This window comes from Mongoliibacter ruber (genome assembly GCF_003003005.1).
GTDB lineage: Bacteria > Bacteroidota > Bacteroidia > Cytophagales > Cyclobacteriaceae > Mongoliibacter > Mongoliibacter ruber.
Window position 1 is genome coordinate 1 of sequence record NZ_PVTR01000012.1, and the last position, 25,636, is coordinate 25,636.

Annotated in this window: 20 protein-coding genes and 1 pseudogene; 17 read left to right on the top strand and 4 right to left on the bottom strand. The window is 39.4% G+C overall.

Annotation, left to right across the window (positions count from 1 at the left end; translation table 11 throughout):
• The 5 genes and pseudogenes from CLW00_RS21450 to CLW00_RS17290 form a co-directional block, all read left to right on the top strand.
• Positions 1-363, top strand: a 363-nt coding sequence (locus tag CLW00_RS21450; RefSeq protein ID WP_170073243.1) for a hypothetical protein, incomplete at its 5' end; no start/stop codon positions are given.
• 263 nt (positions 364-626) lie between these two features.
• Positions 627-812 (top strand): hypothetical protein, encoded by a 186-nt coding sequence (locus CLW00_RS21820; RefSeq protein WP_342747917.1) that lies wholly within the window; start codon positions 627-629, stop codon positions 810-812.
• Complete coding sequence (locus CLW00_RS21825; RefSeq protein WP_342747918.1) at positions 813-995, top strand: type II toxin-antitoxin system RelE/ParE family toxin; 183 nt, start codon at positions 813-815, stop codon at positions 993-995.
• The gene (locus CLW00_RS17285; RefSeq protein ID WP_106134960.1) at positions 992-1,282 is read left to right on the top strand and encodes a helix-turn-helix domain-containing protein; all 291 of its coding nucleotides are present in this window, start codon (positions 992-994) and stop codon (positions 1,280-1,282) included. Before CLW00_RS21825 ends, CLW00_RS17285 begins: the two co-directional genes overlap by 4 nt.
• 217 nt (positions 1,283-1,499) lie before the next feature.
• Positions 1,500-4,181: pseudogene (locus CLW00_RS17290) on the top strand (DEAD/DEAH box helicase family protein); the annotation flags it as partial.
• A gap of 288 nt (positions 4,182-4,469) precedes the next feature.
• Here the strand turns inward: CLW00_RS17290 and CLW00_RS17295 are convergent.
• On the bottom strand, positions 4,470-5,147 hold the full coding sequence (locus CLW00_RS17295; protein WP_106134962.1) for a hypothetical protein: 678 nt from the start codon (positions 5,145-5,147) through the stop codon (positions 4,470-4,472).
• A 513-nt stretch (positions 5,148-5,660) separates the two neighbouring features.
• On the opposite strand from CLW00_RS17295, the gene CLW00_RS17300 reads away from it, so the two are divergent.
• The 7 genes from CLW00_RS17300 (at position 5,661) to CLW00_RS17330 (ending at position 12,736) form a co-directional block, all read left to right on the top strand.
• Positions 5,661-7,007: a metal-dependent hydrolase family protein gene (locus CLW00_RS17300; RefSeq protein WP_106134963.1), complete on the top strand. Its 1,347-nt coding sequence runs from the start codon at positions 5,661-5,663 to the stop codon at positions 7,005-7,007.
• A gap of 24 nt (positions 7,008-7,031) precedes the next feature.
• Positions 7,032-7,805, top strand: coding sequence for a hypothetical protein (locus CLW00_RS17305; protein ID WP_106134964.1), 774 nt, complete (start codon positions 7,032-7,034; stop codon positions 7,803-7,805).
• A gap of 24 nt (positions 7,806-7,829) precedes the next feature.
• Positions 7,830-8,849, top strand: coding sequence for a DUF481 domain-containing protein (locus CLW00_RS17310; RefSeq protein ID WP_106134965.1), 1,020 nt, complete (start codon positions 7,830-7,832; stop codon positions 8,847-8,849).
• A 268-nt stretch (positions 8,850-9,117) separates the two neighbouring features.
• Positions 9,118-9,555: a nuclear transport factor 2 family protein gene (locus tag CLW00_RS17315; RefSeq protein WP_170073244.1), complete on the top strand. Its 438-nt coding sequence runs from the start codon at positions 9,118-9,120 to the stop codon at positions 9,553-9,555.
• Between the two features lie 250 nt (positions 9,556-9,805).
• Positions 9,806-10,837, top strand: coding sequence for a chemotaxis protein CheB (locus tag CLW00_RS17320; protein WP_106134967.1), 1,032 nt, complete (start codon positions 9,806-9,808; stop codon positions 10,835-10,837).
• Between the two features lie 103 nt (positions 10,838-10,940).
• Positions 10,941-11,651: a hypothetical protein gene (locus CLW00_RS17325; protein WP_106134968.1), complete on the top strand. Its 711-nt coding sequence runs from the start codon at positions 10,941-10,943 to the stop codon at positions 11,649-11,651.
• Positions 11,652-11,791: 140 nt separating this feature from the next.
• A complete protein-coding gene (locus CLW00_RS17330; protein ID WP_106134969.1) occupies positions 11,792-12,736 on the top strand; it encodes a hypothetical protein in 945 nt (314 codons plus the stop codon).
• Between the two features lie 120 nt (positions 12,737-12,856).
• On the opposite strand, the gene katG is transcribed toward CLW00_RS17330, so the two are convergent.
• Positions 12,857-15,127 carry a catalase/peroxidase HPI gene (katG, locus tag CLW00_RS17335; RefSeq protein ID WP_106134970.1) on the bottom strand — a complete coding sequence of 757 codons (2,271 nt, stop codon included), beginning with the start codon at positions 15,125-15,127 and terminating at the stop codon, positions 12,857-12,859.
• Positions 15,128-15,633: 506 nt separating this feature from the next.
• Between katG and cysS the strand changes: the two genes are divergently transcribed.
• Genes cysS through galK form a run of 5 tightly spaced genes read left to right on the top strand, consistent with a single transcriptional unit; the run spans position 15,634 to position 21,395 of the window.
• A complete protein-coding gene (gene cysS, locus CLW00_RS17340; RefSeq protein ID WP_106134971.1) occupies positions 15,634-17,127 on the top strand; it encodes a cysteine--tRNA ligase in 1,494 nt (497 codons plus the stop codon).
• A complete protein-coding gene (locus CLW00_RS17345) occupies positions 17,117-18,097 on the top strand; it encodes a M28 family peptidase (protein WP_106134972.1) in 981 nt (326 codons plus the stop codon). Before cysS ends, CLW00_RS17345 begins: the two co-directional genes overlap by 11 nt.
• Before the next feature lie 22 nt (positions 18,098-18,119).
• The gene (locus tag CLW00_RS17350) at positions 18,120-19,151 is read left to right on the top strand and encodes a LacI family DNA-binding transcriptional regulator (RefSeq protein WP_106134973.1); all 1,032 of its coding nucleotides are present in this window, start codon (positions 18,120-18,122) and stop codon (positions 19,149-19,151) included.
• Between the two features lie 25 nt (positions 19,152-19,176).
• Positions 19,177-20,247 carry an aldose epimerase family protein gene (locus CLW00_RS17355; protein ID WP_106134974.1) on the top strand — a complete coding sequence of 357 codons (1,071 nt, stop codon included), beginning with the start codon at positions 19,177-19,179 and terminating at the stop codon, positions 20,245-20,247.
• On the top strand, positions 20,244-21,395 hold the full coding sequence (gene galK, locus CLW00_RS17360; RefSeq protein ID WP_106134975.1) for a galactokinase: 1,152 nt from the start codon (positions 20,244-20,246) through the stop codon (positions 21,393-21,395). The genes CLW00_RS17355 and galK overlap by 4 nt, the downstream gene beginning before the upstream one ends.
• A 106-nt stretch (positions 21,396-21,501) precedes the next feature.
• Here galK and CLW00_RS17365 read toward each other — a convergent pair whose 3' ends face one another.
• Both CLW00_RS17365 and CLW00_RS17370 read right to left on the bottom strand, forming a co-directional pair.
• Entirely contained in the window at positions 21,502-22,734 is a 1,233-nt protein-coding gene (locus tag CLW00_RS17365; protein WP_106134976.1) for an MFS transporter, read from the bottom strand.
• Between the two features lie 150 nt (positions 22,735-22,884).
• Positions 22,885-25,614, bottom strand: a complete 2,730-nt coding sequence (locus CLW00_RS17370) for a T9SS type B sorting domain-containing protein (protein WP_106134977.1) — start codon at positions 25,612-25,614, stop codon at positions 22,885-22,887.
• Between the last annotated feature and the right edge of the window lie 22 nt (positions 25,615-25,636).

A 25,636-nucleotide genomic window follows, 5' to 3' on the forward strand; every position in this document is an offset into this window, starting at 1 on the left:
GTGAGACCATCAGGGGTATGGTTTTGGCAGTCCCTGCTCGTTTCTCCAGCTACTATGACTTCGGCTGACTTCTTGGCTCATAGAAACCTAGTCTATTCCAAGATCTCCCTTGGTAAGGTGAATATCCTTGTGCCTATCCCTGCCATATCTACTACTTCGGTACTTCCTCCCTTTCGGAAAGTTTGGACTTCGGTGTGCTGTGCCACCTCATCCGACCTCATAGCCTCCGTATATGGTTTCCCGATTTTCGGGACAGGCTCTGTTCGTCAGTACAGACACCGCAGTCTGGCTTACTTCACTGCATGCCTCACGGCAAACCAGCTTGCCACTTGCTTGGCTTCGGGACGTTACCCCCGCGCTTAAGGGACTTTCACCCGTTGGAACGCCCATTTAAATGAACTATATTCACCATTCAAGGCACACACATCACCTTGGATACAGCGGGCGGTTCAGTGTAAAAATGAAAATCAGTATCTCTAAGAAGTATGGAGTAAGCTTGAAGATTACGGCTCCGAATGCCCGCCGTCTCCAAGCTGAATCCCGTTATAGTGCATATTAAGAACCCCAAACCTAACTCAACAGTTTTTTAATTTTGAAAATAGTAACTTTAAAGTTACATTTGTTTTATGGGAAAAGTAAGGGAAGTCATTGCTTATCAGGACCATTTTGAGAACTTTTTAAAAGCCCAAACAGAAAAAGTTCAAAATAAGATTTTTAAGGTCATTGAAGCGATTGAAACATTGGAAAGAATTCCGGAGACTTACTTGAAACCTATCAAAACAAAGAAAGGACTATATGAAACAAGGGTTTAGTTGGTATCTAATATATGGAGGGTGTTTTGTTTTTTCGATGAAGGAAAGCTTGTGATACTTCTCAATGGCTTTCAAAAGAAAACTCAAAAAACACCAACCAAGGAAATTGAAAAGGCTGCCAAACTGATGGATGAATATTATACTGAAAAGGAAGTTCAAAAAGGAAAAAAGAAAAGAAAATGAACACGAAGAGCTGGAAAAAAATCAAAGATGATGTGTACGGAGTCAAAGGAACTGAACGCAGGGATGAATTGGAAAGGGATGTTGAGTCATTCAAAATTGGGTTGCTATTAAAGAAGGCAAGAGAGGACAAGAATCTCACCCAAGAGCAATTAGCGGAATTGGTGGATAAGAAGAGAACCTACATCTCAAGGGTGGAGAACAACGGAAGTAACTTGACACTAAAAACCCTTTATGAAATTGTTGAAAAGGGATTGGGTGGGAAGGTAAAAATCTCCATTGAACTTTGAAAAGGGAAATACGCAATATAACATCACCTTGGATACAGCGGACAGTTTCGTTTAAAGGAGGAGATTCGTATATTTTTAACGATTGGGGTAGGCTGGAAGGGAGGTGGTCCGAATGCCAGCCGTCGCCAAGCTGCGGACCGTTGGGCGTAAGTTTAAACAACACACTACACAGTGACAGAATATCCTAAAGACATAAAATTTTAAATACCGTTGGAGAAAATACCAACAGAGAGTGCTTGACGACTTACAAGACCACTTAACTGACGGACATTTACACGTAATTGCTCCGCCAGGATCGGGAAAGACAGTCCTAGGACTTGAAGTCGCTATCCGACTTAACCAACCGACTTTAATTCTTGCTCCAACCATTGCCATTCGCAATCAAAGGATACAGCGATTCTGTGAACTTTTCCTTCAAAGCAATCTGACACCAGATTGGATTTCAAGAGACATCCGTAATCCGAAATTTTTGACAGTTGTCACTTATCAAGGTCTTCATGCAGCTTGCAACAACTGGAGAATTGAAGAGGAAATAGACGTAGAAGAGAAAGAAACCGAAGACACAAATGGAAATGGTCCATCAACAAATCCAAACCTTGAAAGTATAGTAAAAGGACTAATATCTCAGAATATTAAGACTATTGTGGTAGATGAAGCGCACCATTTAAAAAATGAATGGTGGAAAACACTTACAAAGGTTAAGGAAAAATTAGACCCTATAACTGTTGGCTTGACTGCAACACCACCCTATGACGTATCAGCTACCGAATGGCAACGCTATATTGATTTAAACGGACCTGTCGATTCAGAAATCTCTGTTCCTGATTTAGTAATTGAAGGTGATTTATGCCCTCATCAAGACTATGTGCATTTTTCCATGCCTTCAGGTAAAGAACTCCAAAGTATTTTTGACTTCAGAAAAAACATTGAAAAGCTTTTTCAGGAAATCAAATATGATGAAACCATAATTCGGGCAATCGAACAACATCCCATTTGGCAAAACCCTGCGGAGCAATTGGACTGGATCTATAACAATCTTTCCTATTACTCGGCTTGCTTAATATTTCTGAAATCAAATGAAAAAGAAATTCCCGACACACATATTGAAGTGATTGGCGATAAAAAGTTTGAAATTCCCAAACTCGATTACGAATGGATAGAAACACTTTTAGATTTTTATCTCTACAAAGAAAAGGAACACTTCAAGGAATATGAAGAGCATCAAACGACACTTGAAAACCGACTGAGAAGAAATGGAGCAATTGAAAGGCGACAAATCAACTTTTTACACAATAGAAGAATAACAGGATTTTTGACCTCGAGTATCAGCAAACTTAACAGCATCAAAGATATTGTTGATTTTGAATACCAAAAGTTAGGCAATGACTTACGCTTGGTGATTCTTTCTGATTTTATCCAAAAAGAATTTTACATCAACGAACCTGAAAATAATTTAGACCTGAACAGAATTGGGGTCATTCCAATCTTTGAAAAACTAAGACGGGAAAACATAGAGAATAAAAAAATTGCTGTGCTCACAGGTTCTATGATTATTATTCCGGTGGGTGCATATGTAGCATTTGAAGCAAAAGCAGAGAAATATGCCATAACCCATATCAATTCCAGTCCAGTACCATTTGATAGCAATTATTTATTAATCAACCAAACCGAGCAACTCAAGCACGATATTGTTCACATCGTAACCCAAATATTTCAGATGGGTGAAATCGAAGTTTTGATTGGTACAAAATCCTTGCTTGGTGAAGGTTGGGATGCACCTGCTATCAATTCTCTGATTTTGGCAAGTTTTGTAGGTTCTTTTGTACTTTCCAATCAAATGAGAGGTCGAGCTATAAGGACACAAAAGGGAAATGGCAATAAAACGGGGAATATTTGGCACTTGGTGTGTCTTGACCCAACCTCACAGACTGGTGGAGACGATTTTGAATTGCTAAAAAGGCGATTTAGAAGCTTTGTAGGTGTTTCATTCAAAGAAGACCCAGGCATTGAAAATGGAATTGGACGCCTAAACTTATCAGAAAGTATTGACAGGAAGGAAGAGGTCGAGAAAATAAATACCAAAATGTTTTCCTATGCAGGTGAAAGAGAAAACTTAAATCAAAGATGGAAAACAGCACTCGAGACAGGAGTTACACTTGTTGAAGAAATCAAGATCCCGTTCACTGAAAAAAAGAAATACAATGCTGTAAAGTCAATGTATTTGACTAAAACAATTCAAAATCTTATAGCGACATTAGTTTTAGGGGTTATTGGTTTTGGCATGGATACTTTGCAAGGTCTAAGTAGAGTTCTCAGAAATATCAAAACCATTCAGGATTTTCATATTTTCCTCTCTGTTTTCGGAGCCTTAGGAGTGCTTGTTTTCGGAAGACTGACATTTAAGACATTTAGGCTTTATATCAAATACAGAGACATTTCAAAAGACATTCAACAAATAGGGGATGCACTTTTGAACTCATTAATCAAAGCTGGAACAATAAATACAGACTATTCAAAATTAAGAGTAGAAACTTCAGTTGACAAGTGGGGAGCTGTTTATTGTCATTTAGAAGGTGGAACAACATTCGATAAATCAACCTTTATCAACGCACTTCAAGAGGTGATTGCTCCTATTGATAATCCAAGATATGTCATTATCAGAAAGAATAAGTTTATGTTGTTTGTGAAACAAAAAGATTATCATTCTGTACCTGAAATACTAGGGCGAAACAAGGCTTCAGCTGAATATTTCAAAAACCAATGGGAAAGACTTGTTGGTTCTTGCGACTTGATTTTTACAAGGACACTAGACGGCAGAAAAATACTTTTGAAGTCAAGAGTAAAGTCATTAGCGGCACAATTTGAAGACAAAGTAGAACACGTAAACAAATGGAGATAAAAAATCAGCTAACATGTAGATTTATACTATGATTATCCGACAGCCTTGCAATTAAACGATGATTTTTAGGCAAACCGATACCAATAGATAACTGCCCTCCGGGAGGCATGTTCGATACTTAATGAAATTGGTTCGAAATCACAGGTCAATTCAATTATATAGATTAAACTGACATACAAGTGGATTTACGTATTTAAAAAGAAAAGGGTAGCATAAAAATCAGGCAATGACGATACCCACTCTCCTTCTCTCTATTCGCTCAGCGTTTAATTATCGCACCTATAAACATCATTCTTCCTCTTCGGCTTCAGCCTTTTGATATTCACCTTCAAACTCTTGGGCAATCAGATCCTCTTGACCTAACCAATACTCAGAGGTGAGAATTTTAAAGTTTTCCCCATCTGCTGTATCTAAATCCCATAGTATGTCTTCAGCCTCAGGAAAAGGAGTGGCTCCGGATATCTTTTCTCCAAATAGCCTTTTAATCAAACTCCGCTCTGAGAGTCCTTCATTCAATAATTTGAGAATGAATTCCTTTGTCAAATCAATATCCACTCCTTTATCAATCGGTGTGATGGAACACTCAAACTGGATGGCTTTTGTATTTGGGAATTTGCCATTGAAAGCTTTGAACAAGAGTTGATTGATGTGAAAAAGTGTGCCATGAAGGTTAATTTCAGGGTACTCTTCAGCTATCTTATCAAGCAACATGTCGTTGGAAATCTGTTCAATTTGCCCTTTGTTCAAGTCATCACTAAGTTTGTACTCCAACACAATTGCAGCCGCTTCATTGGGTTCATAATCGGTGATGGCCATCATCAGTAATTCTCTTAAAGTATCCTGACTAGCACTTTCAGCATCCGGAAAGCCGAAAAGACCCAATAGCGTAACGTAATCATCTGTAGTCCAATAACCTGAAACTTCATCGAGAATTCTGGAAGAATTAATTTTTATTTGAAATTTCATAATTTTTTTAAATTTTGTACAAGTTAACAAGTTATATCGAGGACCTAAGGAATAAACCCAGATAAATGTCTAATATCCAATTTGCTGAGAAAAAAAAATTGAATGACTAATAAAATTATCCGCAATCATGCAATTAACGATGATTTTTGGGCAAACCGATACTAATAGATACTTGTTCGACGGGAGATGAGTTGGGTCCGCCACGGCCAAGCCCCTAAATGATATTGGCTCAAAATACTAACATCTTCAAAAACACATATCATTCTTTTTTTAGACAATACATAGTTTTAGCAATTGGCTCATCCTACAATTTTCAGGAACGATCTTCAACCAAGTAAGTGGCAGAATTACAAATCTTCTAAATAACTTAAAAAATCGTGGTTTAATTATAATATTATATTTAAATTGATTTGACTAAAATATCAAAATACAACCATAAACTAGAATATTATTCTGATAGATACACTATAAACGATTAATAAAGAATACTTAAATTATATTATACAGTTTTTTATGAAAAAACCCTTACTGTTCCTCCCTTTGCTTTTGCTTTGTGGTTTTTCTACACTAAAAGCCCAAACAGAGACTGAAAAGAAAAAAATAATCATTTCTGATGTAAATATCTTCAATGGAAAAGATGAAAACTTGGTAAATGCCAATATTCTGATTGAAAACAACCTGATCAAACTGATTTCAAGCAACCCCATCCCGACGTCTGAAAGTGCTGACGCCCAACTTATCTCTGGAGAGGGTAAGTACATCATGCCGGGTTTGATTGACATGCATACCCATTTATTGTTTGAGTCGATTCCTCAAATGCAGGCCATGACCTCTGACTTTGCATTTCTCAATTTGTTTGCCGCAAAAGCTGCAGAAAAGCAATTGCTGAGAGGTTTTACTACCGTTAGAGATCTGGGCGGAGGCTCACTTACTTTGGCTAAAGCCATCAATACAGGCTTGGTCATCGGTCCGCGGGTCTTTTCCAGTGGAGCATTTATTTCTCAAACCGGTGGACATGGAGATTTTGGTCTCCCTACCGATTCGCCTAGGAAAATTGGAGACATGTCTTATGCAGAAAGAAACGGAATGGCCGCTTTGGCTGATGGAGTAGATCAGGTATTGCTGAGAAGTCGGGAGCAGCTCCGCCAAGGGGCTACACAATTGAAGTTGATGGCAGGCGGAGGTGTAGCTTCTGACTACGATCCGATTGATGTGACCCAGTATACAGAAGAAGAATTCAGTGCAGCTGTATCCGCTGCAGAAAACTGGGGTACTTATGTAACAGTACATGCCTATACCCCTGCTGCAGTCACCAAGGCTATCAATGCTGGGGTGAAATGTATTGAACATGGACACCTTTCTGATGAGGCCACAGTCAAGCTAATGGCTGAAAAAGATATTTGGTGGAGTTTACAGCCTTTTTTAGATGATGAGGAAGCCATTCCATTTCGAGATGGAACTTACAACAGGCTGAAGCAACTCATGGTAACCAAAGGTACCGATAATGCTTACAACCTTGCGAAAAAATACAATATCAAAATAGCATGGGGAACTGATTGCCTTTTTGATCCAGGCTTGGCTGTCAAACAGGGTAAGCAATTATCCAAAATGACACGCTGGTTTACACCTTTTGAGGTATTGAAAATGGCCACTTCCAACAATGCGGAATTATTAACCTTATCAGGACCACGTAATCCGTATATGGAGGGTAAATTAGGTGTGATAGAAGAGGGAGCTTATGCTGACCTGATTTTGGTAGATGGCAATCCAATTGAAAATATCAAGTTGATAGAGGATCCGGAAAAAAACTTTCTCCTGATTATGAAAGACGGCATCATTTATAAAAACAACTTGGAGTAATACTCTTCAAAAACTACTCAGAAGGTGAAACTTAAAATTTTTGTTTGTTTGGTATATCTTGCATTTCCCCTGAATTTACATGCTCAGGAAAGCGAATCTTCAGTAATTCACGGAGATATTGATCCATCAAAACCTACCAATTTATACACACAATTAAATACTGTATTTGAATACCAGAGTTCAAATACACAGGATCTTTTTGGTCTTCGGTCGATCATTCAATATGCATTTGATCCAGATAATCTTCTCTTGGTAGAAGTTCCCTTTCTGTATAATCAGAGGACAAGTAGTTTTGGTGTTTCTGATATGCGTATTCGATATTTCAACGCCGCAAAAAGAAATGTAACGGAAAAAATCATCGCAATTGTGCCCTTTGCAGATGTCAGCATTCCTGTTGGTTCTTTTGAAAATGGGCTTGGTTCAAGTGTCTGGTCAGTGGCAGGCGGTGTAGTTTTGGGCATTCTCGCAAGTGAAAGACTTTCTCTTTTTCCAGGTATCAGTTATGTGCACCTTACAAAACCTACTACCGATTTGATACCTGAAGACCTCAAATTCAACAGCAATGGTCTTGGCCTACAGTTCAATGCCAGTTATGTATTTAATAAATCTACCTTCTTATTCATCAACCCAATACCCACTTTCCTCAACACAGATGGAAACTGGAGGACAGTTTGGGCCGGTGAATTCAATCTGAATAAAATTATCATCCCCAACAAATTCAAAATGAATGTTGGGTGGTTTCCAAATTTCACAAACGAAGTAAACATCATTAGACTTGGAACAACAGTCTTTTTATAGAAGTTTGGAATCAAATTTAAATCTATGTACAAATACTTGACGCCAATCATCTTCTTGCTAGTCTTTCTCAGTTCGACCACAACCAATGCTCAAAAAGACTCTCTGATCGTAAAAAACAATCACTACCTCTTGGGTGAAGTCAAATCGATGGAAAAAGGAGTTTTGACTTTCAAAACGCCTTATAGCAAAAGTGACTTTAAGGTCAAATGGAATGAAGTTCAATCCTTATTTTCCGAATCACTTTTTATAACCTCCACCAAATCAGCAAGACGGGTTTATGGGAAAATCAGTAGTCCGGAAACCGGTGTTATCAAGGTAACTACACAGGACGGAGAAGAATACACATTCCCCTTAGAAGAAGTATTGTATATCAAATCTTTAGAAAGAGGATTTCTTGATAGAATCAGTGCAGGGATTGACTTAGGCTTTACATTGACTAGAGCGCGTAACCAGAGACAATTCACTACCCGTAGCCGTTTCAGCTATGTTTCCAGAGAATGGTCTTTGGATGCTTCATTTAACAAGTTGGTCACCGCACAGGAGGAAATTGAAAATATCAGGCGTGGAGATGGCAATTTGACCGCAGTCTATTTCACACGTAAAGATTGGTTTCTATTGGGCAGAATGGAGTATCTCTACAACACAGAGCAATTTCTCGACTTAAGGCTAAACACACTTGTAGGCGCAGGCAATGACCTGATCAAATCAAATTCTCTTTATTGGAGGGTTTTCGGTGGGTTTGCATTCAACAATGAGAATTTTGTAGGAGAATCGATGGACAGGCAAAGTGCAGAAGCTTGGATAGCCACTGAGCTCAATATTTTTGACAAAGGTGACTTAAGTTTACTGACCAATATTTTTGTTTACCCAAGTATAACAGAGAGAAATAGAATAAGAGCTGATTATAGATTGGACCTTATGTATAAACTGCCTCTTGATTTTTATATCAAAACAGGACTTACGGTAAACTATGACAATCAGCCATTTCAATTATCCAGGACAACTGACTATATACTTCAAACCACTTTTGGATGGAGTTGGTAAGTCCAAAATCAGATACCTTACAAATGGGGATTATTAGATTCAACCCAAATTGAAAAGGTAAATTCCTTTTGATTGACAAAAAAGTTTTCAAACAAGAAAAAGGTATTCCTTGTAAATTATACATATATGAACATTATTCTTGTTTCTAATACTTTCAAAATGATATATTTTTCTCAAAAGGCTGTAGTTAAAAAAACAAAATTTTCAGTTTCGTTAAAAAGCTATGTTTATTTTAGCTGAAAATAATTTACCTCAATTTCCAAAACCTATGAAGACTCTAACCTTAATATTCGGATTTTTTTTAGTGGCTACAATTGCCTGTGGGCAGTCAAAGGATGAACAAGAAATCAGACGATTGGAAACACATTGGACTGAATTACTTGATCAAGGCGACACCACTTCCCTATTGCAGATTTGGACCGATGATTATGTTGTAAATAATCCAAATGGAAAAATTGTAACCACCAAAGATATCGTTGCTTTGATGAAAAGCGGACATGTATTTCCAGCCGTCGAAAGAATCATAGAAAAAATCACCTTCAATCAAAACATTGCGATTGTAATGGGCAAAGAATTGCAACAACCGGGTAATATGACCTCCAATAAAGATGAATGGATACCAAGAAGATTTACCAATGTATGGATAAGTTCAGACAATGGATGGCAGCTGGCATCAAGGCAGTCATCAGCGGTATGTACAGAGTAAATATCTGCATTTTTTGAATGGAGTGAAAAAGAGACTCCATATTGTAATTAAAAGGTATTTCTTAAATGACAGGTCAGCAATAAAACCCATTTAGGAGAGCCATAAAATGAAAATAGTCTGTCCACAATATACTTATTGGCTCAACCTCTTCAATTTGGCATAACGTCCGTCTAGTATTTTTTTAAAAAAGCAATCAGGCAAGAGATTGCCATGGTTTTTGCACTTAATTGTCCTCTAGCCTATAGAAGCAATGAAAGAAAAATCTACAGAAAAAAAGCCTGAGAGCCCAAATCAAGCGGTCGTCATCGGTACTTCAGCAGGTGGGCTGCGTGCATTGAAAGAACTTATCATCCAAATCCCAAAAGACTTCCCTTTGCCCGTATTGGTTGTCAGGCATATTTCTCCTGATGCTACAGGAAACATACTTCTTGATGCACTCAACAAACTTGATACTATCAATTGTATGCATGCAATAAACGGTGAGGGCTTGAAACCTGGAAACCTATATTTCGCACCTTCCGACCATCACCTTTTGATTGGAAAAGGACACAAAATGCTGGTCACCAAAGGGGCGCATGAAAACAGATCCCGTCCTGCAATTGACCCTTTGTTTCGTTCAGCTGCCGTGGAATTTGGCTCAGGGGCTATTGGGGTTTTATTGACAGGGTATCTTGATGATGGAACATCAGGTATGAAAGCGATAAAAAAATGCGGTGGAGTATGCATTGTTCAGGATCCCAACGAGGCCGAGTATCCGGATATGCCAAGAAATGCCCTGAATAATGTAAGGGTGGATTATTGCCTCCCCATAGCTGATATGGGAACTTTACTTACCAAATTGGTTTCGAGGAAATTACCAAAACGAAAAAAGATCCCGGAAGAGATACTGATTGAAGCAAAAATAGCTGATCGTGTACTGAGCGATCTGAATTCAGTAGACAAATTGGGTGATCAAGTCCCGTTCAACTGTCCAGGTTGTGGTGGCGTATTATGGAAAGTGGGCAAGGATAGCAACTTACGGTTTCGGTGCCACACCGGTCATGCTTATACGGCGGCATTTTTATTGGCCGAACAGACAAACAAGATTGAAGAAACGATGTGGACTGCATTGCGGATGTTTGAGGAACATAAAAACTTGTTGACTGAAATGGCCCGAAGAAAAAAAGGGGTGGGTTCTCAATCTGCCTTAGAAAGGGTGAAAATGTCCCAAGTTCATATTGACCGTATCAGGGCGATTTTGAAAACAAATGAAAATGAAAGTGGAAATGATATGCCTACCTGATTTAATTTAGAAAGCCTTTTATGGAAATGATTAACAGTAAAATTTCCACAATTTTTTTTTAGCGATCAATTTTGTATAATGGAAAAGAACTGATTCATACATTATGGCAAAACTCTTTCTTACGCTCCTTGTAATTGTCATCCTATTCAGTGGCTGTAATATTTTACAAAAATCAGCCAAACAGGAACTCACTGATGGTTTTTATATAAAAATCACAGAACACAAAAAAGAAAAGGTATACGTGGATGTGATTGAAGACAGTGTTTTAGTTTATCCTGCTACCACATATAATAATAAAGCTGCAATCGACACTGTCCGCTCGCTTAAACTTCAAACTTCCGAATATGAAAGCAAGGAGGATTTAGAATTCACACTTTCCCAAAACAGTTTTGACATAGACTTTTTGGTTGTGCCCGCCAAATTCAGATTCCCTACCAAAAATGTCCCCACACAGCTCAATAGTGAGCTCAATGGCTCTGTGTTTTTGGGTTACAGAACTGACAGGTACTACATAAAAAGAAAGCCCAATTCTTTAAATATTCAGGAACAAAGAATTACCCATCTAGGCTATTCGATGGGATTATTTACTGGAATCGGAAACACCTTCATGTCCCCTACAACCACCAATGACAGGTTGTTGCAAGAATATGACGGACTGGTCTGGAGCAAAGGACTTGCAGTAATCATAGGGTTAAACAACTTTTCTGTGGGAATAGCTTTTGGCTTTGATAATTTACTTGACCAAAACAGCAGTATTTGGATATATGAAAACAAACCATGGTTAGGAATTGCCTTGGGACTTAATTTGAATTGATCTTTTCCAAGTAAACCCTCACTTTAGCAATCGACTATTGGTATTTTACCTGTTTAGAAACTTTTAGACACACAAGCGGTTAAGCCTTTCGAAACCTCACCCTCGTATTCATTCAAAATACTCGGTTCAATATGTCCTAAATGAATTCTAAAAATCTATTGGATACTTTAGCGCAAAAGCTACTGTCTCCCGAAGTAAAAGAGCAGAGTGAGAGAATCATTCTTGCAATAGCCATTATCAGTTACATCGTTCATTTAATCTTGATCATTTTGGTCAATACTGATGTAATTGTAGTAGATTCAAAACTATTTAAGAACCCTATAGCGGCAATTTATACCCCCTTCTCTTTTATCCTTGTTTACGAGGTATACCTTTTGGTTTTCTTTTTGCCTCAATCAATCACCACCTACATAGGAAAGCAATATGAAATCATCACTCTGATTGTGATCCGAAGAATTTTCAAAGATATTTCTAACTTGGAATTGAATACAGACTGGTTTCAAAATAGCAATGACCTACAGTTTACTTATGATGTGGCCACTTCGCTTATCCTATTTATTTTAATCTACTTATTTTATAAAAAAAATAGTGCGCGGATAAAACCAAAAGCAGATATCACTGAAAATAAAGGAGAAAGAATCACGAGATTTATCAACCTCAAAAAAATGATAGCAATTGCCTTGGTACCAATTTTAGCAATTATCGCCAGCTACACCTTATACATATGGGCCAATGCCACCATTCAAAATTTTCGTAATGGCATTATTGCGTTTGAAAACATCAATAACATTTTCTTCGAAGATTTTTTTACCATACTCATAGTAGTAGATGTTTTGTTGCTGCTTTCATCGTTTTTTTACTCAGATGAATTTCATAAGATTATTAGAAATTCAGGTTTTGTCATCTCCACTATTTTAATCAAGATTTCATTTTCAGTTGATGGACTGGTCAATAATGCACTAATTATAGGAGCTGTTTTATTCGGATTTGTAATTTTGGTGATCCACGAGTTATATGAAAAAAATGATATTTCGAGTTCATTGGAAATGAATAACTCATCAGGACAACACAAACCCGAAGCTTAAGACCTGAAGTAGGTTTCGGAAATCTTTCTTATCAGGACAGAAACTCAGTTTACCCTCAATTTAACAAAAAAAGTGGCTCCCAATCGAGAGCCACTCTTCCTACATTCTTATTCTATCAATTTATTTCAAATCAAATCTATCAAGGCTCATCACCTTATCCCAAGCTGCCACAAAGTCCTTTACAAACTTCTCTTTGCCGTCAGAACTGCCGTAGACTTCAGCTATTGCCCTTAATTCAGAATTGGAACCGAAAATCAGGTCTACTCTCGTGCCAGTCCATTTGATCTCCCCTGACTTGCGGTCACTTCCCATAAATACATTATTGGAATCATTAGTCGCTCGCCATGTAGTGCTAAGGTCTAAGAGATTTACAAAGAAATCATTGGTCAATTTACCAGGGGTTGAAGTAAACACACCGTGCTTAGATCCATCAAAATTGGCTCCCAATACTCGCATACCTCCTACCAGAACTGTCATCTCAGGTGCTGTAAGCGTCAATAATTGCGCTTTATCTATCAGCAAATCCTCTGACTTGGTCGGATATTTTTCATTTTTGTAGTTTCTGAAGCCATCAGCTCTCGGCTCCAAAAACTGCCAAGAATCCACCTCTGTCTGGTCTTGTGAAGCATCCATTCTTCCTGGTGTAAAAGGTACAGAAATATCAAATCCTGCATCTTTTGCCGCTTTTTCAATCGCAGCACAGCCTCCAAGTACTATTAAATCTGCCATGGAGATTTTCTTGTTTCCACCTGCAGTACTGTTGAACTCTTCTTGGATACTTCCAAGCTTTTCCAATACCCTTGTCAACAATTCAGGATTGTTGGCTTCCCAGTTTTTACAAGGTTCTAATCTGATGTGAGCGCCATTTGCACCCCCTCTTTTATCAGAATTTCTATATGTAGAAGCAGAAGACCATGCTGTAAGTACCAATTCGGAAACATTCAATCCTGAAGCCAAAATATTCGCTTTCAGCCCTTGGATATCAGTTTCATTGGCCAATTCATGATTGACAGCTGGAATAGGGTCTTGCCAAATCATATCCTCTTGAGGTACTTCTGGCCCCAAATACAAAGATTTAGGTCCCATATCTCTGTGGACAAGTTTAAACCAAGCTTTGGAGAATGCTTCGGCGAACTCATCTGGGTTTTCAAAAAAGTGCCTGGAAACTTTTTCATAATCTGGATCTGCCCTCAAGGCAATATCTGTGGTCAACATGAATGGTGCATGCTTCCTGTTTGGATCATGGGCATCTGGAACTGTTCCTTCTCCACCGCCGTCTTTGGGCCTCCACTGATGCGCACCTGCGGGACTCTTGTAGAGTTCCCATTCGAAACTGAAAAGGTTCTCGAAATAATTGTTACTCCATTTAGTAGGGGTAGTAGTCCAAGCCCCTTCCAGACCAGATGTAATCGTATCTTCAGAGTGTCCCTTTCCAAAAGAGTTTTTCCAGCCCATACTCATTTCCTCTATTGATGCTCCTGCTGGCTCTCTTCCAACATACTTTCCTGCATCAGCTGCACCATGCGTCTTTCCAAAAGTATGACCTCCTGCAATCAAGGCTACTGTTTCATAGTCATTCATCGCCATTCTGCCAAAAGTTTCTCTGATATCCTTGGCTGCTGCCAACGGATCCGGCTCGCCGTTTGGCCCTTCTGGGTTCACATAGATCAAGCCCATTTGCACCGCACCTAGAGGATTTTCAAGTTCTCTGTCTCCAGTGTATCTTTTATCCCCCAGCCATTCGGCCTCAGAACCCCAGTAAACATCTTCCTCAGGTTCCCAAATGTCTTCACGACCACCACCAAATCCAGAGGTTTCCAGTCCCATAGATTCCAGTGCTACATTTCCTGCCAAAATCAAAAGGTCAGCCCAAGAAAGTTTACGGCCGTACTTTTCTTTTACTGGCCATAGGAGCAATCGTGCCTTATCCAAATTAGCGTTATCCGGCCAACTATTGAGCGGTGCAAAACGTTGGGATCCGGTGCTTCCTCCACCCCTGCCGTCAGTTACCCGGTAGGTACCTGCACTGTGCCATGACATCCTGATGATAAATGGTCCATAATGCCCATAATCTGCAGGCCACCAATCCTGAGATGTGGTAAGTACTCTTTCTATCTCAGCTTTTACTTCTTTTAGGTCAAGGGATTTGAACTCTTCTGCATAGTTAAAATCCTCGCCCATAGGATTGGATTTGCTGGAATGCTGTCTTAAAATATTCAATTTCAGCTGATTTGGCCACCAATCATGATTACTTGGTCCGCCTCCAGCAGCTTGCCTCATTTCACCATTGTGAAATGGGCACTTACTGATGTCTCCGCTAGCTGAGCCATTTCCACCACTATTCATATCGTAGCTTTTTGGCCCATTTGGGTTGATATCTTTTTCTGCCATAATAAATTTTCAGGTTTGTTTATTGTTAGGATTAATTTTCAATTAGAACAGTAATATAATTGATATCATTATTAAAAACCAATAGATAAAACCTATGGGTATTTTATAATTTCGATACACCCTTAAGCTACCAAAAATTACCAACTAATAAAAGTAGTTATGGATATGACAGGGGTATTTCCTGATGGACTGGAAATTCTTTGCAGAGCCAAAAAACAGAACAAAAGCAATTCATTTTCCATGCGTACAAGCACTGGGATTTAATCTTTATTTTTCAAAATCACCGGCATAAAATACAAGACAGCATGTGTCATTGACTTCTGAATTTCTGAGAAAAACTTTGTAGAAGGAAAACCACAGGCTTTGCTGATTTGCAAGGACTATTCATTTCAAATCGACCTATACGAAGACATTTCTTTCATTTAACGAATTCTATACGCTATTTTGCGGTTTAGTTAATAGTTTGACTCATAAGACCAGACATTCGGTAGACCCACTAAGTTAAAATGAAACAACACCAACTGAAGATACACAATACCCTAAGCAGGAAAAAAGAGGTTTTCGAAGCCATAAATCCCCCATTTGTAGGCATGTATGTATGTGGGCCAACGGTATATGGTGATGCCCATTTGGGTCATGCCAGACCTGCAGTCACTTTTGATACTGTGTACCGCTACTTGAGTCACCTTGGATATAAAGTTCGCTATGTTCGCAATATTACCGATGTGGGACACCTCACTGGTGATGCGGATGAAGGAGAAGACAAGATTGCAAAAAGAGCAAAGTTGGAGCAACTTGAACCCATGGAGGTAGCCCAACAGTATACTGACTCCTACCACAGGGACATGGACCTTCTCAACACCAACAAACCTAGCATAGAACCGAGGGCTACAGGACACATTCCTGAGCAAATTGCTTTGGTACAAGACATTCTCAAACAAGGATTGGCTTATGAAGTCAATGGGTCAGTGTATTTCGACGTGTTGAAGTACAACGAGGAAAAACAGTACGGTAAGCTTTCGGGCAGAGTATTGGAGGACTTGATGAGTGGCAGTAGAGACTTGGATGGACAGGGAGAAAAACGCAACGCAGCGGATTTTGCACTTTGGAAAAATGCTGCTCCCGAACACCTGATGAAATGGGAATCACCTTGGGGACTGGGTTTTCCTGGTTGGCATTTGGAATGTACAGCCATGTCGTTTAAATACCTTGGAAAACATTTTGATATTCATGGGGGTGGCATGGACCTGATGTTCCCGCATCATGAATGTGAAATTGCTCAAGGCAATGCTTGTAACCATCAAGATCCAGCTAAATACTGGATGCACAATAATATGATTACCATCAATGGTCAAAAAATGGGGAAGTCATTGGGTAACTTTATTAACCTTCAGGAATTGTTTACCGGTGAACATAAATTATTGGAACAGGCTTACAGTCCGATGACCATCCGATATTTCATGTTGACAGCACACTATCGGTCTACATTGGACTTTTCAAATGAAGCACTGAAAGCAGCTCAAAAAGGATATAAAAAAATCATCAATGGTCTTCGAATCAGTCAAAAGCTATCATTCATTGCCGATGAAAACATTGCCCTAGATGAAAATCAGGTCAAACAGGTTAAATCAAGCATTGAACAGGCATATAAGTCTATGGATGATGATTTCAATACTGCACAAGCCATTGGACATATATTCAATTTGTTAAAAAAAATCAACTCTCTACATACTGGTCAGCTTCACCCGGCTCAATTGGGCGAGGAAACCTTCCAAGATCTTTTGGATACCTTTTCCCTTTTTGTGATAGAAATATTGGGACTCAAGGAAGAAAAAACAGATCATCAAGAGTCATTATTGAGCGTATTGCTTCAAGTATATTCAGAAGCAAAAACAGCTCGAAATTACCAAAAAGTGGATGAAATAAGGGCTGCCTTAAAAAGTATGGGGATTGTAGTAAAAGACATGAAAGATAAAATTGACTGGGCTTATGAAGAATAAATATTACTTAATTTTCGTTGGCCTGCTTTTCTTTTGGTCCTGCGGATCTGACAAAGCAACCGAGACCAATGTTGAACCGATTTCTTACCGTGAGGTACCTGAATTTTCGGCTGACTCAGCTTATGCTTATATTCAGCAACAAGTGGATTTCGGGCCTAGGGTTCCCAATACCCAAGGGCATAGAGATACAAGAGATTGGCTGATTGAAAAATTCGAGTCATTTGGTCTTAAAGTACAAACCCAAGACTTCCAAGCCACTACTTATGATGGATTGAAATGGGACCTGAGCAATATAATTGCTTCCTACAGGCCTGAAGCTTCCAAAAGGATTCTGTTAGCAGCACACTGGGATACCAGAAGAATTGCTGACAAAGACACCGAAAGAATTGACGAACCCATAGACGGGGCAAATGACGGTGGATCGGGAGTTGGGGTCTTGCTCGAAATTGCCAGAATTATCGGCACCTATGAAAATCAGCCTGAAGTAGGTATAGACATTATCCTTTTTGATGGAGAAGATGATGGAGAACCAGAAAATGCCAACTTGAGGAATTCAAGCCAAATATGGTGGTGTCTAGGTTCGCAACACTGGTCCAAAACCCCTCATCAAAATGGCTACAATGCATATTATGGCATATTGGTAGACTTGGTCGGTGCCAAAGGAGCCAGGTTTTACAGAGAAGGCTATTCAATGCAGTACGGCAAAAACATAGTGAATAAAGTATGGAATTTCGGTTCAGAATTGGGATATTCAGACTTCTTCATCATGCGGGACTCACCCGAAATCATAGATGATCACGTTTTTGTCAATAGAAATGCAGGTATCCCAATGATCAATATCATTGAGTTCTCGCCTGACTACGGATTTGGGCATTACCACCATACCCATGCAGACAATATGGATTTGATTGACAAAAGATCACTCAAAGCAGTCGGACAGACTGTTTTGTTTACTATTTATCAAGAATAAATATTCTATAAACTAAAAAATCATGAAAAAGGGTCATCAGGTAACCATGAAAGAAATAGCCAAAAAATTGGGCGTTTCTGTCTCCACAGTATCCAGGGCTTTGAAGGATTCTCCCGAGCTACATCCTGATACAAAGAAGAGAATTGTGGAAATGGCCACTAGCATGAATTACCAGTACAATTTACTTGCTCAAAGCCTCAGAATCAGTAAAAGCAAGGTGTTGGGGGTAATCGTTCCAGAATTGACCTCTCACTTTTTTTCCAGCAACATCAGTGGTATTCAGGACACTGCCTACAAAAGGGGCTACAATATCATGATATGTCAGTCCAATGAGTCTTTTGAACAAGAGAAAGCCAACCTTAAAACATTGGTATCCTCTCAAGTTGACGGTTTGCTGATTTCATTGAGTAGGGAAACAAAATCCTACGAACACTTACAAGAATTGTACAACAGGGAAATCCCTTTTATCATGTTTGACAGGGTGACTGAAGAAATCCCTGTTTCCAAAGTTACTGTAGACGATGCGCATGGTGCATACCTTGTAGTCAATCATCTCCTGAAACAAGGCTGCAGAAAAATCGCCTATTTTTCAGGGCCTACAGATCTATATATCAGCAAAAAAAGAAAAGAGGGATACCTTGAAGCTTTGGCAGAATTTGGCATCCCTGAAAAAGACATCAAAGTATATGTTACAGACCTCACCACCGAAATGAACAGGGAAGTGACTCTTGATATGCTCAAGGAAGAAGACAGGCCTGATGCTATTTTTGCTATGATAGACCCTTTGGCAGTAGATGTCATGATCACACTCAAGGAGCAAGGAATCAAAATCCCAGAAGATATTGCCCTGGCAGGATTCACCAATAACCCTACATCTGCAGTGGTGGAACCTTCGCTTACTACAGTGTCCCAACCAGGCTATGAGATGGGACAGATTGCAGCGAACCATCTACTCGATCAACTTGATGAAGTCGTATCTGACGAGCCTCAATCTTTTGTGCTATTGACCACTTTGGTCGAAAGAAATTCTTCCAAGAAGATTAAAGCTTCTTGATAAACACCCAACCCTAAAAAAACCTATGAAACCTACATTGACCAGCAAACCCTTTGGCAAATTGCCAAATGGAGCCGAAATAAGCATATTTACGCTTTCCATCTCTGAAAAAATTTCTCTTTCTGTAATGAATTATGGAGCGACTTGGACCCATCTTTTCATTCCTGACCGAAACGGCAAATTAGAAGATGTACTCCTTGGATTTGATACCTTGGAAGGCTTCCTACAAAAAGATTATTTGGACAATTATTGCTATTTGGGTGCGACAGTAGGCAGGGTAGCGGGAAGAGCTACAGGCAATCAATTCACCCTTGAGGGCAAAACTTATCACCTGCCGCCAAATCAAGGTGCCACGCATTTGCACGGAGGAATCGAAGGCTGGGATAAAAAAGTGTGGTCATTTACAACAGAAGAAACTGACACTGCTGCCTCGGTCACTTTTTCCTATAAAAGTCCTGATGGTGAAGAAAACTATCCGGGCACTGTTGACATACAGGTCACCTACAAGCTTGACCTCACTGGAAAGTTAACCATCAGCTATTTGGCGAGTACCGATTCCAAAACAGTCCTTAATCCAACCAATCATTTTTATATCAACCTCAGTGGGAACTTTCAATCAACTATTGAAGACCATTTATTCCAAGTAAATGCAGAAACGTTTCTCCCTATGAATGACAAAAGCCTTCCAACAGGCGAGCTAAAGTCAGTAGAAGATACCATTTTTGACTTCAGAACGCCTAAAATTATCAAAGAAGCATTGGCCTCGGGAGATGCACAAATAAACCTTGCCGGTGGCATTGACCATTGCTTTGTTTTGGGTAATGAAGAAGAGTCAGCAATCTTATCCGATGCTAAAAGTGGCCGGGTATTTAAAGTACTGACCACTTCTCCAGGTTTGCAGGTCTATACAGGAAATTACCTCAGTGGGTCATTTATAGGGAAAGAAAATATTGCCTATGGAAAGAGGTCAGCTATTTGCCTCGAAACCCAGTTCTTCCCTGACAGCCACAACCATGATCATTTCCCAAGTATTGTTTTAGAAAGAGGAAACACTTTTGAATCAAGCACATCATTTTTATTTGAAACGCTGTCATGAAAAATCGAATTGCCTACAAATTCAAAGAACTGTTCAAAACAGAACCCATCTTGGTCTATTCACCAGGAAGGATCAACTTGATAGGCGAGCACACTGATTACAATGAGGGTTTTGTCATGCCTGCCGCCATCAATAAAATGATGATTGTGGCAATTGCCAAAAACGGAACAGATCAGGCAAGGATATTCTCAATGGATTTTGAAGAGGAATTTGCTTTTGATACTGATAGCTTTGGTCCAAAAAAAGGACATTGGGCAACTTATATAATGGGTGTGACAGCCCAGCTGAAACAGTCAGGTTACGATGTAAAAGGCTATGACATGGTATTTGGAGGAGATATCCCTGTGGGAGCAGGTTTGTCCTCTTCAGCTGCCTTGGAGGCGGCAGTAGGTTTTGCCATCGCAGCAGCTTTTGATTTTGAAATTCCGAAAAAATCATTGATTCACTATGCTCAAAAGGCGGAACATATTTTTGCTGGAGTCCAATGTGGAATTATGGATCAGTTTGCTTCAGTAATGGGGAAAAAAGACCAAGTCATCAGGTTGGATTGTAGGTCTCTGGATTTCGAGTATTTCCCTTTACACCTCCCAGAACATAGTATTTTATTGATTGATACTTGTGTAAAACATTCTTTGGCAGACTCTGCTTACAACAAAAGAAGAGAAGAATGCCAAATAGGTGTGACTGCTGCCCAAAAGCTCAAATCTGAAATCAAATCACTTAGGGATATAGATTTGAATTTATTGGAAGCTATTAAGCCCCATATCAGTCAAACAGTCTTGAATAGATGCAGATACATCATTGAAGAAAACAAGAGGGTTTTAGACTCATCAGATTTATTAGACAAAAATGACCTCAAAGGTTTTGGTGAAAAAATGTACCAATCCCATGAGGGGCTCAGCAGACTCTATGAGGTATCATGTCCTGAACTAGATTTTCTGGTAGACTTTACAAAAGACCTTGACGATGTATTGGGAAGCCGGATGATGGGTGGAGGCTTTGGAGGCTGCACTATCAACATCGTGAAAAAATCAAAAATCAAGCCCCTTCAAGACAGTATCAAAGCTGCTTTTGAATCCAAATTTGGAGTAACTCCGAAGTTCTATGAGGTGAGCTTGGAAGATGGTACAGGGATGATGTTAGTTTAACACCGAGAATATTCCATACTTCAAGAAAACCGGATAAATTGAAAGGAATCTGATTATTCTATTCATTGGAGAATAAAAAAGGCAGCCACTTGGCTGCCTTAAGTTTTTAATGTGCAGTAGGTACTGCTTCTGTGGATTTGGAGTTTTTCTGCCAAATAAAGAATATGATGAACAGAACGATCAAAATCCCAGGGAATGAAACCATCCTCAGAAGTGTCGCTTGACCTGCTGCCAATTCTAAAGCATCTCCAGTCAGGCCATCTGCCAATTTATTTGCTCTTGAAACATCAATCCATCTACCGATGATAGGCTGGAAAATAGCCGTAGAGAACATCCCAACACCACCGATGATAGACATACCCAAAGCACCACTTAGAGGAACTCTTTGCGCTACAGCGCCAACCATTACTGGCCAGAAATAACATACTCCGATAGCAAATACCACTGCTGCCAAATATGCTGCTGGACCTGTTACTATGCTAAACATATAAATACCTATTGTAGCAAATATAGAACCTCCAAGCAAAACACCAGTCTGTCCCAAAGCTTTCACAACAGGGCCTGCAAAGAACCTTCCCACGGCCATGACACCAGTAGTCAATGCAAGTATCAACATGCCACTGGCACCTGTACTACTCAACACGATATTTGCCCACTGCTGTGGCCCAAATTCGGAAATTGCGGTAAGTGCCATACAGAAAAACAAAAAGATAAAGACTGGTGAAAACAAGGCTTTAATATTACTGGAAATGGAAGTCACCCCTTCGACGGTTGGTCTTGGGAATGCTTTACCAAAGAACAAGACGGCGTAAATAACTGTAGGAATCATCAAAACCCACATTTGAGCCTGCCAGCCAAATCCAAAATCTGTCATAAATTTAGATATCAAACTACCCAACACAATACCTCCAGGGAACCACATATGGAATCTGTTAAGCATTTTGTTCATGGTAAGGCCAGAATACATATCGGCAATCATTGGGTTACAGGCTGCCTCTGTACAGCCATTACCAAAGCCAATAAATAAGGTAGAAATCAAAAGACTGTTATAGCCTCCTGCATAAATTGTCATTATAATACCCAAAGTGTGGGCAACAAAAGCAATTTGCATGATCAGCTTTGGACCAATTTTATGATAAAAAAGACCTCCAAGGATCATTGAAATCGGGAATCCAAGGAACCACATGGAATTGATGAATCCAAGTTGCTCTGCATTGAGATCGAATTTTGTCCCAAGTTCGGGTAAGATACCTGCTCTGATAGCAAAGGTGAAAGCTGTTGTAATCAGTGCAAAACAGCTGGCATTAAACAAAGCTGATTTGTTGATATTTTCGTTCATGTTGATTGGGTTTAAAAGGTTTTGACGATGTGTTTGATGAGATGATTTAGTAAAATCAGTCGGAAAATATGAAAAATAATACAGACAGCCTTTTTCTTTGGATAAAAATTATCAACGGAATTTTACCAACGCAAAAAAATCAGTTTAAAATCACTGCAAAACCACTAGACTGGAGACCACTTTTTCACTTACTCCGAATTTCTCACTCTTGTAGCTCAACGTTACAGTGTACGTTCCCGTAGGCACAAAATCACCCCCAAATACCCCGTCCCATTGGCAAAATGGCACTCTTGTTTGGACATTGAAATCTTCACAATAAAAAATCAATTGCCCCTGTCTGTTATGGATCCAAACTTGAGCATTTTCGATTGCATCATTCACATATATTTCAAACAGTTTATCCGGATCTGAGAGAACCATCCCAGTAGGAAACACGTATTGAAATTCGCAATCCTCAAAAGCAACAAACCTCTCTTCTATTGTGCAGCCGTCTGGATTGGTTACTACCAAAGTGTATTCTCCCGGAACTTGTGGTTTAAAAATAGAGTCCGAAGATACCAAGCCACCTTCAAAATACCACTCATATTCATCAAATTGACCAGGACGGATAGTTTCTCCAAAATTGATATCATCACAGACAGAATAGAACTCATTGACTTCAGGTCGGGAATCGTCTGTACTTCTCAAAATCAAAACAAGATCATTACCCAATTCACATCCAAACTCATTAAAAATCAAAACTTCGTAGGTTCCTTCTTCCTCCGCTGTGATAACATCCTGCCCATCAAACTGCGTGAGATCAGTCACGTTGCCATCAGGATCAATAAATATCCAATTGATATCTGCAATCAATTCTCTTTCTGCATTAAATGAGATGACTGTGAATGGAGAATCCGGACAAAAAGGTTCTACCTCCAATTCAATTTCTACTGATAGGACAGGTTCTTCCACTGTAAATTCTACAGGATCTACAGCACAAAAACCACTACCTCTTGGCTGTACTTCAAGAAAAAATCTGCCAAAAGCTACTGGCAGCCAGTTTTTACCTCGACCTACGATATCACCATCTTCGTTGAACCATCTGATCACAACAGATTCAGGATCTCTTCCCGATAGATCTGCTTCGTAGGCTCTATTGCCAAAACAATCCTGATCAGCAAGGACTACATCAAAGTCCAATTGCTCCGAGACATTAGCTGAGAAGTTGATCCTTCGCGGACATTTATCTGGAGTACCTCTTCTTTCCCTTCCTATGATAGAGTAGTCACCTGATTCGGTGAGCTCAAATACGTTTCCTGCATTTTTGATTTCAACTGTATTCCCATCTAGTAAAAGCTCGAACTCTAGGTCTTCCTCTGTGGATGGTAAAAGCTCAAAAACCTCACATATATTAATATTATTAGGTACAGAAAAAGATACGCGTTCTCGTTTTTGAACATCTAATACTGCATCCCAAGGGATGGTACAACCAGCTTGATCAATGATTTCAAGTACATAAAAATCACCCGGGAGGCCATCTATTTCAAACTGATTTTGATTTGGAATAGGCTCTTTTTTTACTTCTCCTCCGTTACCAGTTACTATCCTGTATTCTCCTTCCACTATACCATTTACGAAAGTCACCAGCAATTTTCCTTCTTCAACACCCACGTTGTTGCAAGATTCCGGCAATGGTGTCACTTCAAACACATCTCCTGCCAAAGGAGCCATTGAGGGAACGATCACTACACCTGTTCTGAAACAATCATTGGTTTTAGTCTCAATAGTATATATCCCCGAAGGAATATTTTCAAAAAGCAATACTTCCCCAGCGGGAAAGTTGAAACGTGCTTCATTCAGTTCAATAATCCGGATTTCATCTATCGTGCTTTCAGTCAAAATCTCAAATGATCCATCATTTGCATCACAAGTTGAAGCTGCTTGCTGATTCTGAGCTGAATATTTTGGACCTTCCTTGATGGAAAAAGGAATAGATCTTTCTGAAGAACATGCAGGGTTTTGAGGGTTTGCCACCGAGAAAAAAACAGTATAGTTACCCGGACCATCTAGGTCATTTTCTGTATCAATGGTTAGGGAAAAAGAGTTACCCAAGTCCAGCCTTTGTGTTTCTCCTTGTTTTAATACCGTCCAATCACCTCTAAAGGGAGTGTCAGCTGTCACCTGCACAAACTCACCTTCGCAGGCTTCATCTTGTTGGATACTTAAAGTGAAGTCATCAGGTGGTCCTACATAAGTACTCCCAGTAATAAGACAATCCTGTCCACCTTCAGAATTGGTGAAAAATAACGAAATAAAATAGGGCCCTTCTTGGGTAACGGTTAATTCATTGGTGTTTCCTACTGGAACTCCAGCGGCATTGGTCCATTCAAAAGTATATTGATCAATCTGAGGAGTCGTATTAGGAATGGCTTGAACAGTCGTGGGGTCATTTCCGCAAAGCAGGTAGTCTGGCATCAAAACCAATTCAGGCCCTTGCGTTACTTGAACAGTTCTGGTTTCTGAATAAATTTCAACTCCAGCCCTAATTACAGTTACCTGAATGATATTGGCACCGAGTTCTGAAAATCTAATAGGAACTGTTTCATAATTTTCTCCTCTTCCGCTGAATTCAAAAAACTCGACTCCTGATGGATTTGTAGCGCTCCATTCGTATCTGTCGGATTCGACAATTCCACCCGCGGAAAACTCTCCTGTCACAGAACCAAACACTATGCAAAGCCTCTCAGGGCCTTCCAAATTGGGGTCATTGAAAAAAAATCCTTTTCCCCTGTCATTATACTCTATTATATCCCTCCCTTTGTAGTCAGAAGAATATGCTGCAGCTATTAAAAAAAAAAGCGAACAAAGTAATAAAACAGTATAAATGGGTGCTCTATACATATATAATGGGTGCAATTCAATA

Bases quoted from the DNA above. Each gene is read 5' to 3' on its own strand.
- CLW00_RS17370 (WP_106134977.1), bottom strand. From the start codon at position 25,614: ATGTATAGAGCACCCATTTATACTGTTTTATTACTTTGTTCGCTTTTT.
- CLW00_RS17315 (WP_170073244.1), top strand. From the start codon at position 9,118: ATGAAGACTCTAACCTTAATATTCGGATTTTTTTTAGTGGCTACAATT.
- CLW00_RS21820 (WP_342747917.1), top strand. From the start codon at position 627: ATGGGAAAAGTAAGGGAAGTCATTGCTTATCAGGACCATTTTGAGAAC.
- CLW00_RS17355 (WP_106134974.1), top strand. From the start codon at position 19,177: ATGAAACCTACATTGACCAGCAAACCCTTTGGCAAATTGCCAAATGGA.
- galK (WP_106134975.1), top strand. From the start codon at position 20,244: ATGAAAAATCGAATTGCCTACAAATTCAAAGAACTGTTCAAAACAGAA.
- CLW00_RS17330 (WP_106134969.1), top strand. From the start codon at position 11,792: ATGAATTCTAAAAATCTATTGGATACTTTAGCGCAAAAGCTACTGTCT.
- CLW00_RS17320 (WP_106134967.1), top strand. From the start codon at position 9,806: ATGAAAGAAAAATCTACAGAAAAAAAGCCTGAGAGCCCAAATCAAGCG.
- CLW00_RS17285 (WP_106134960.1), top strand. From the start codon at position 992: ATGAACACGAAGAGCTGGAAAAAAATCAAAGATGATGTGTACGGAGTC.
- cysS (WP_106134971.1), top strand. From the start codon at position 15,634: ATGAAACAACACCAACTGAAGATACACAATACCCTAAGCAGGAAAAAA.
- CLW00_RS17295 (WP_106134962.1), bottom strand. From the start codon at position 5,147: ATGAAATTTCAAATAAAAATTAATTCTTCCAGAATTCTCGATGAAGTT.
- CLW00_RS17310 (WP_106134965.1), top strand. From the start codon at position 7,830: ATGTACAAATACTTGACGCCAATCATCTTCTTGCTAGTCTTTCTCAGT.
- CLW00_RS17365 (WP_106134976.1), bottom strand. From the start codon at position 22,734: ATGAACGAAAATATCAACAAATCAGCTTTGTTTAATGCCAGCTGTTTT.
- katG (WP_106134970.1), bottom strand. From the start codon at position 15,127: ATGGCAGAAAAAGATATCAACCCAAATGGGCCAAAAAGCTACGATATG.
- CLW00_RS17325 (WP_106134968.1), top strand. From the start codon at position 10,941: ATGGCAAAACTCTTTCTTACGCTCCTTGTAATTGTCATCCTATTCAGT.
- CLW00_RS17300 (WP_106134963.1), top strand. From the start codon at position 5,661: ATGAAAAAACCCTTACTGTTCCTCCCTTTGCTTTTGCTTTGTGGTTTT.
- CLW00_RS17350 (WP_106134973.1), top strand. From the start codon at position 18,120: ATGAAAAAGGGTCATCAGGTAACCATGAAAGAAATAGCCAAAAAATTG.
- CLW00_RS17345 (WP_106134972.1), top strand. From the start codon at position 17,117: ATGAAGAATAAATATTACTTAATTTTCGTTGGCCTGCTTTTCTTTTGG.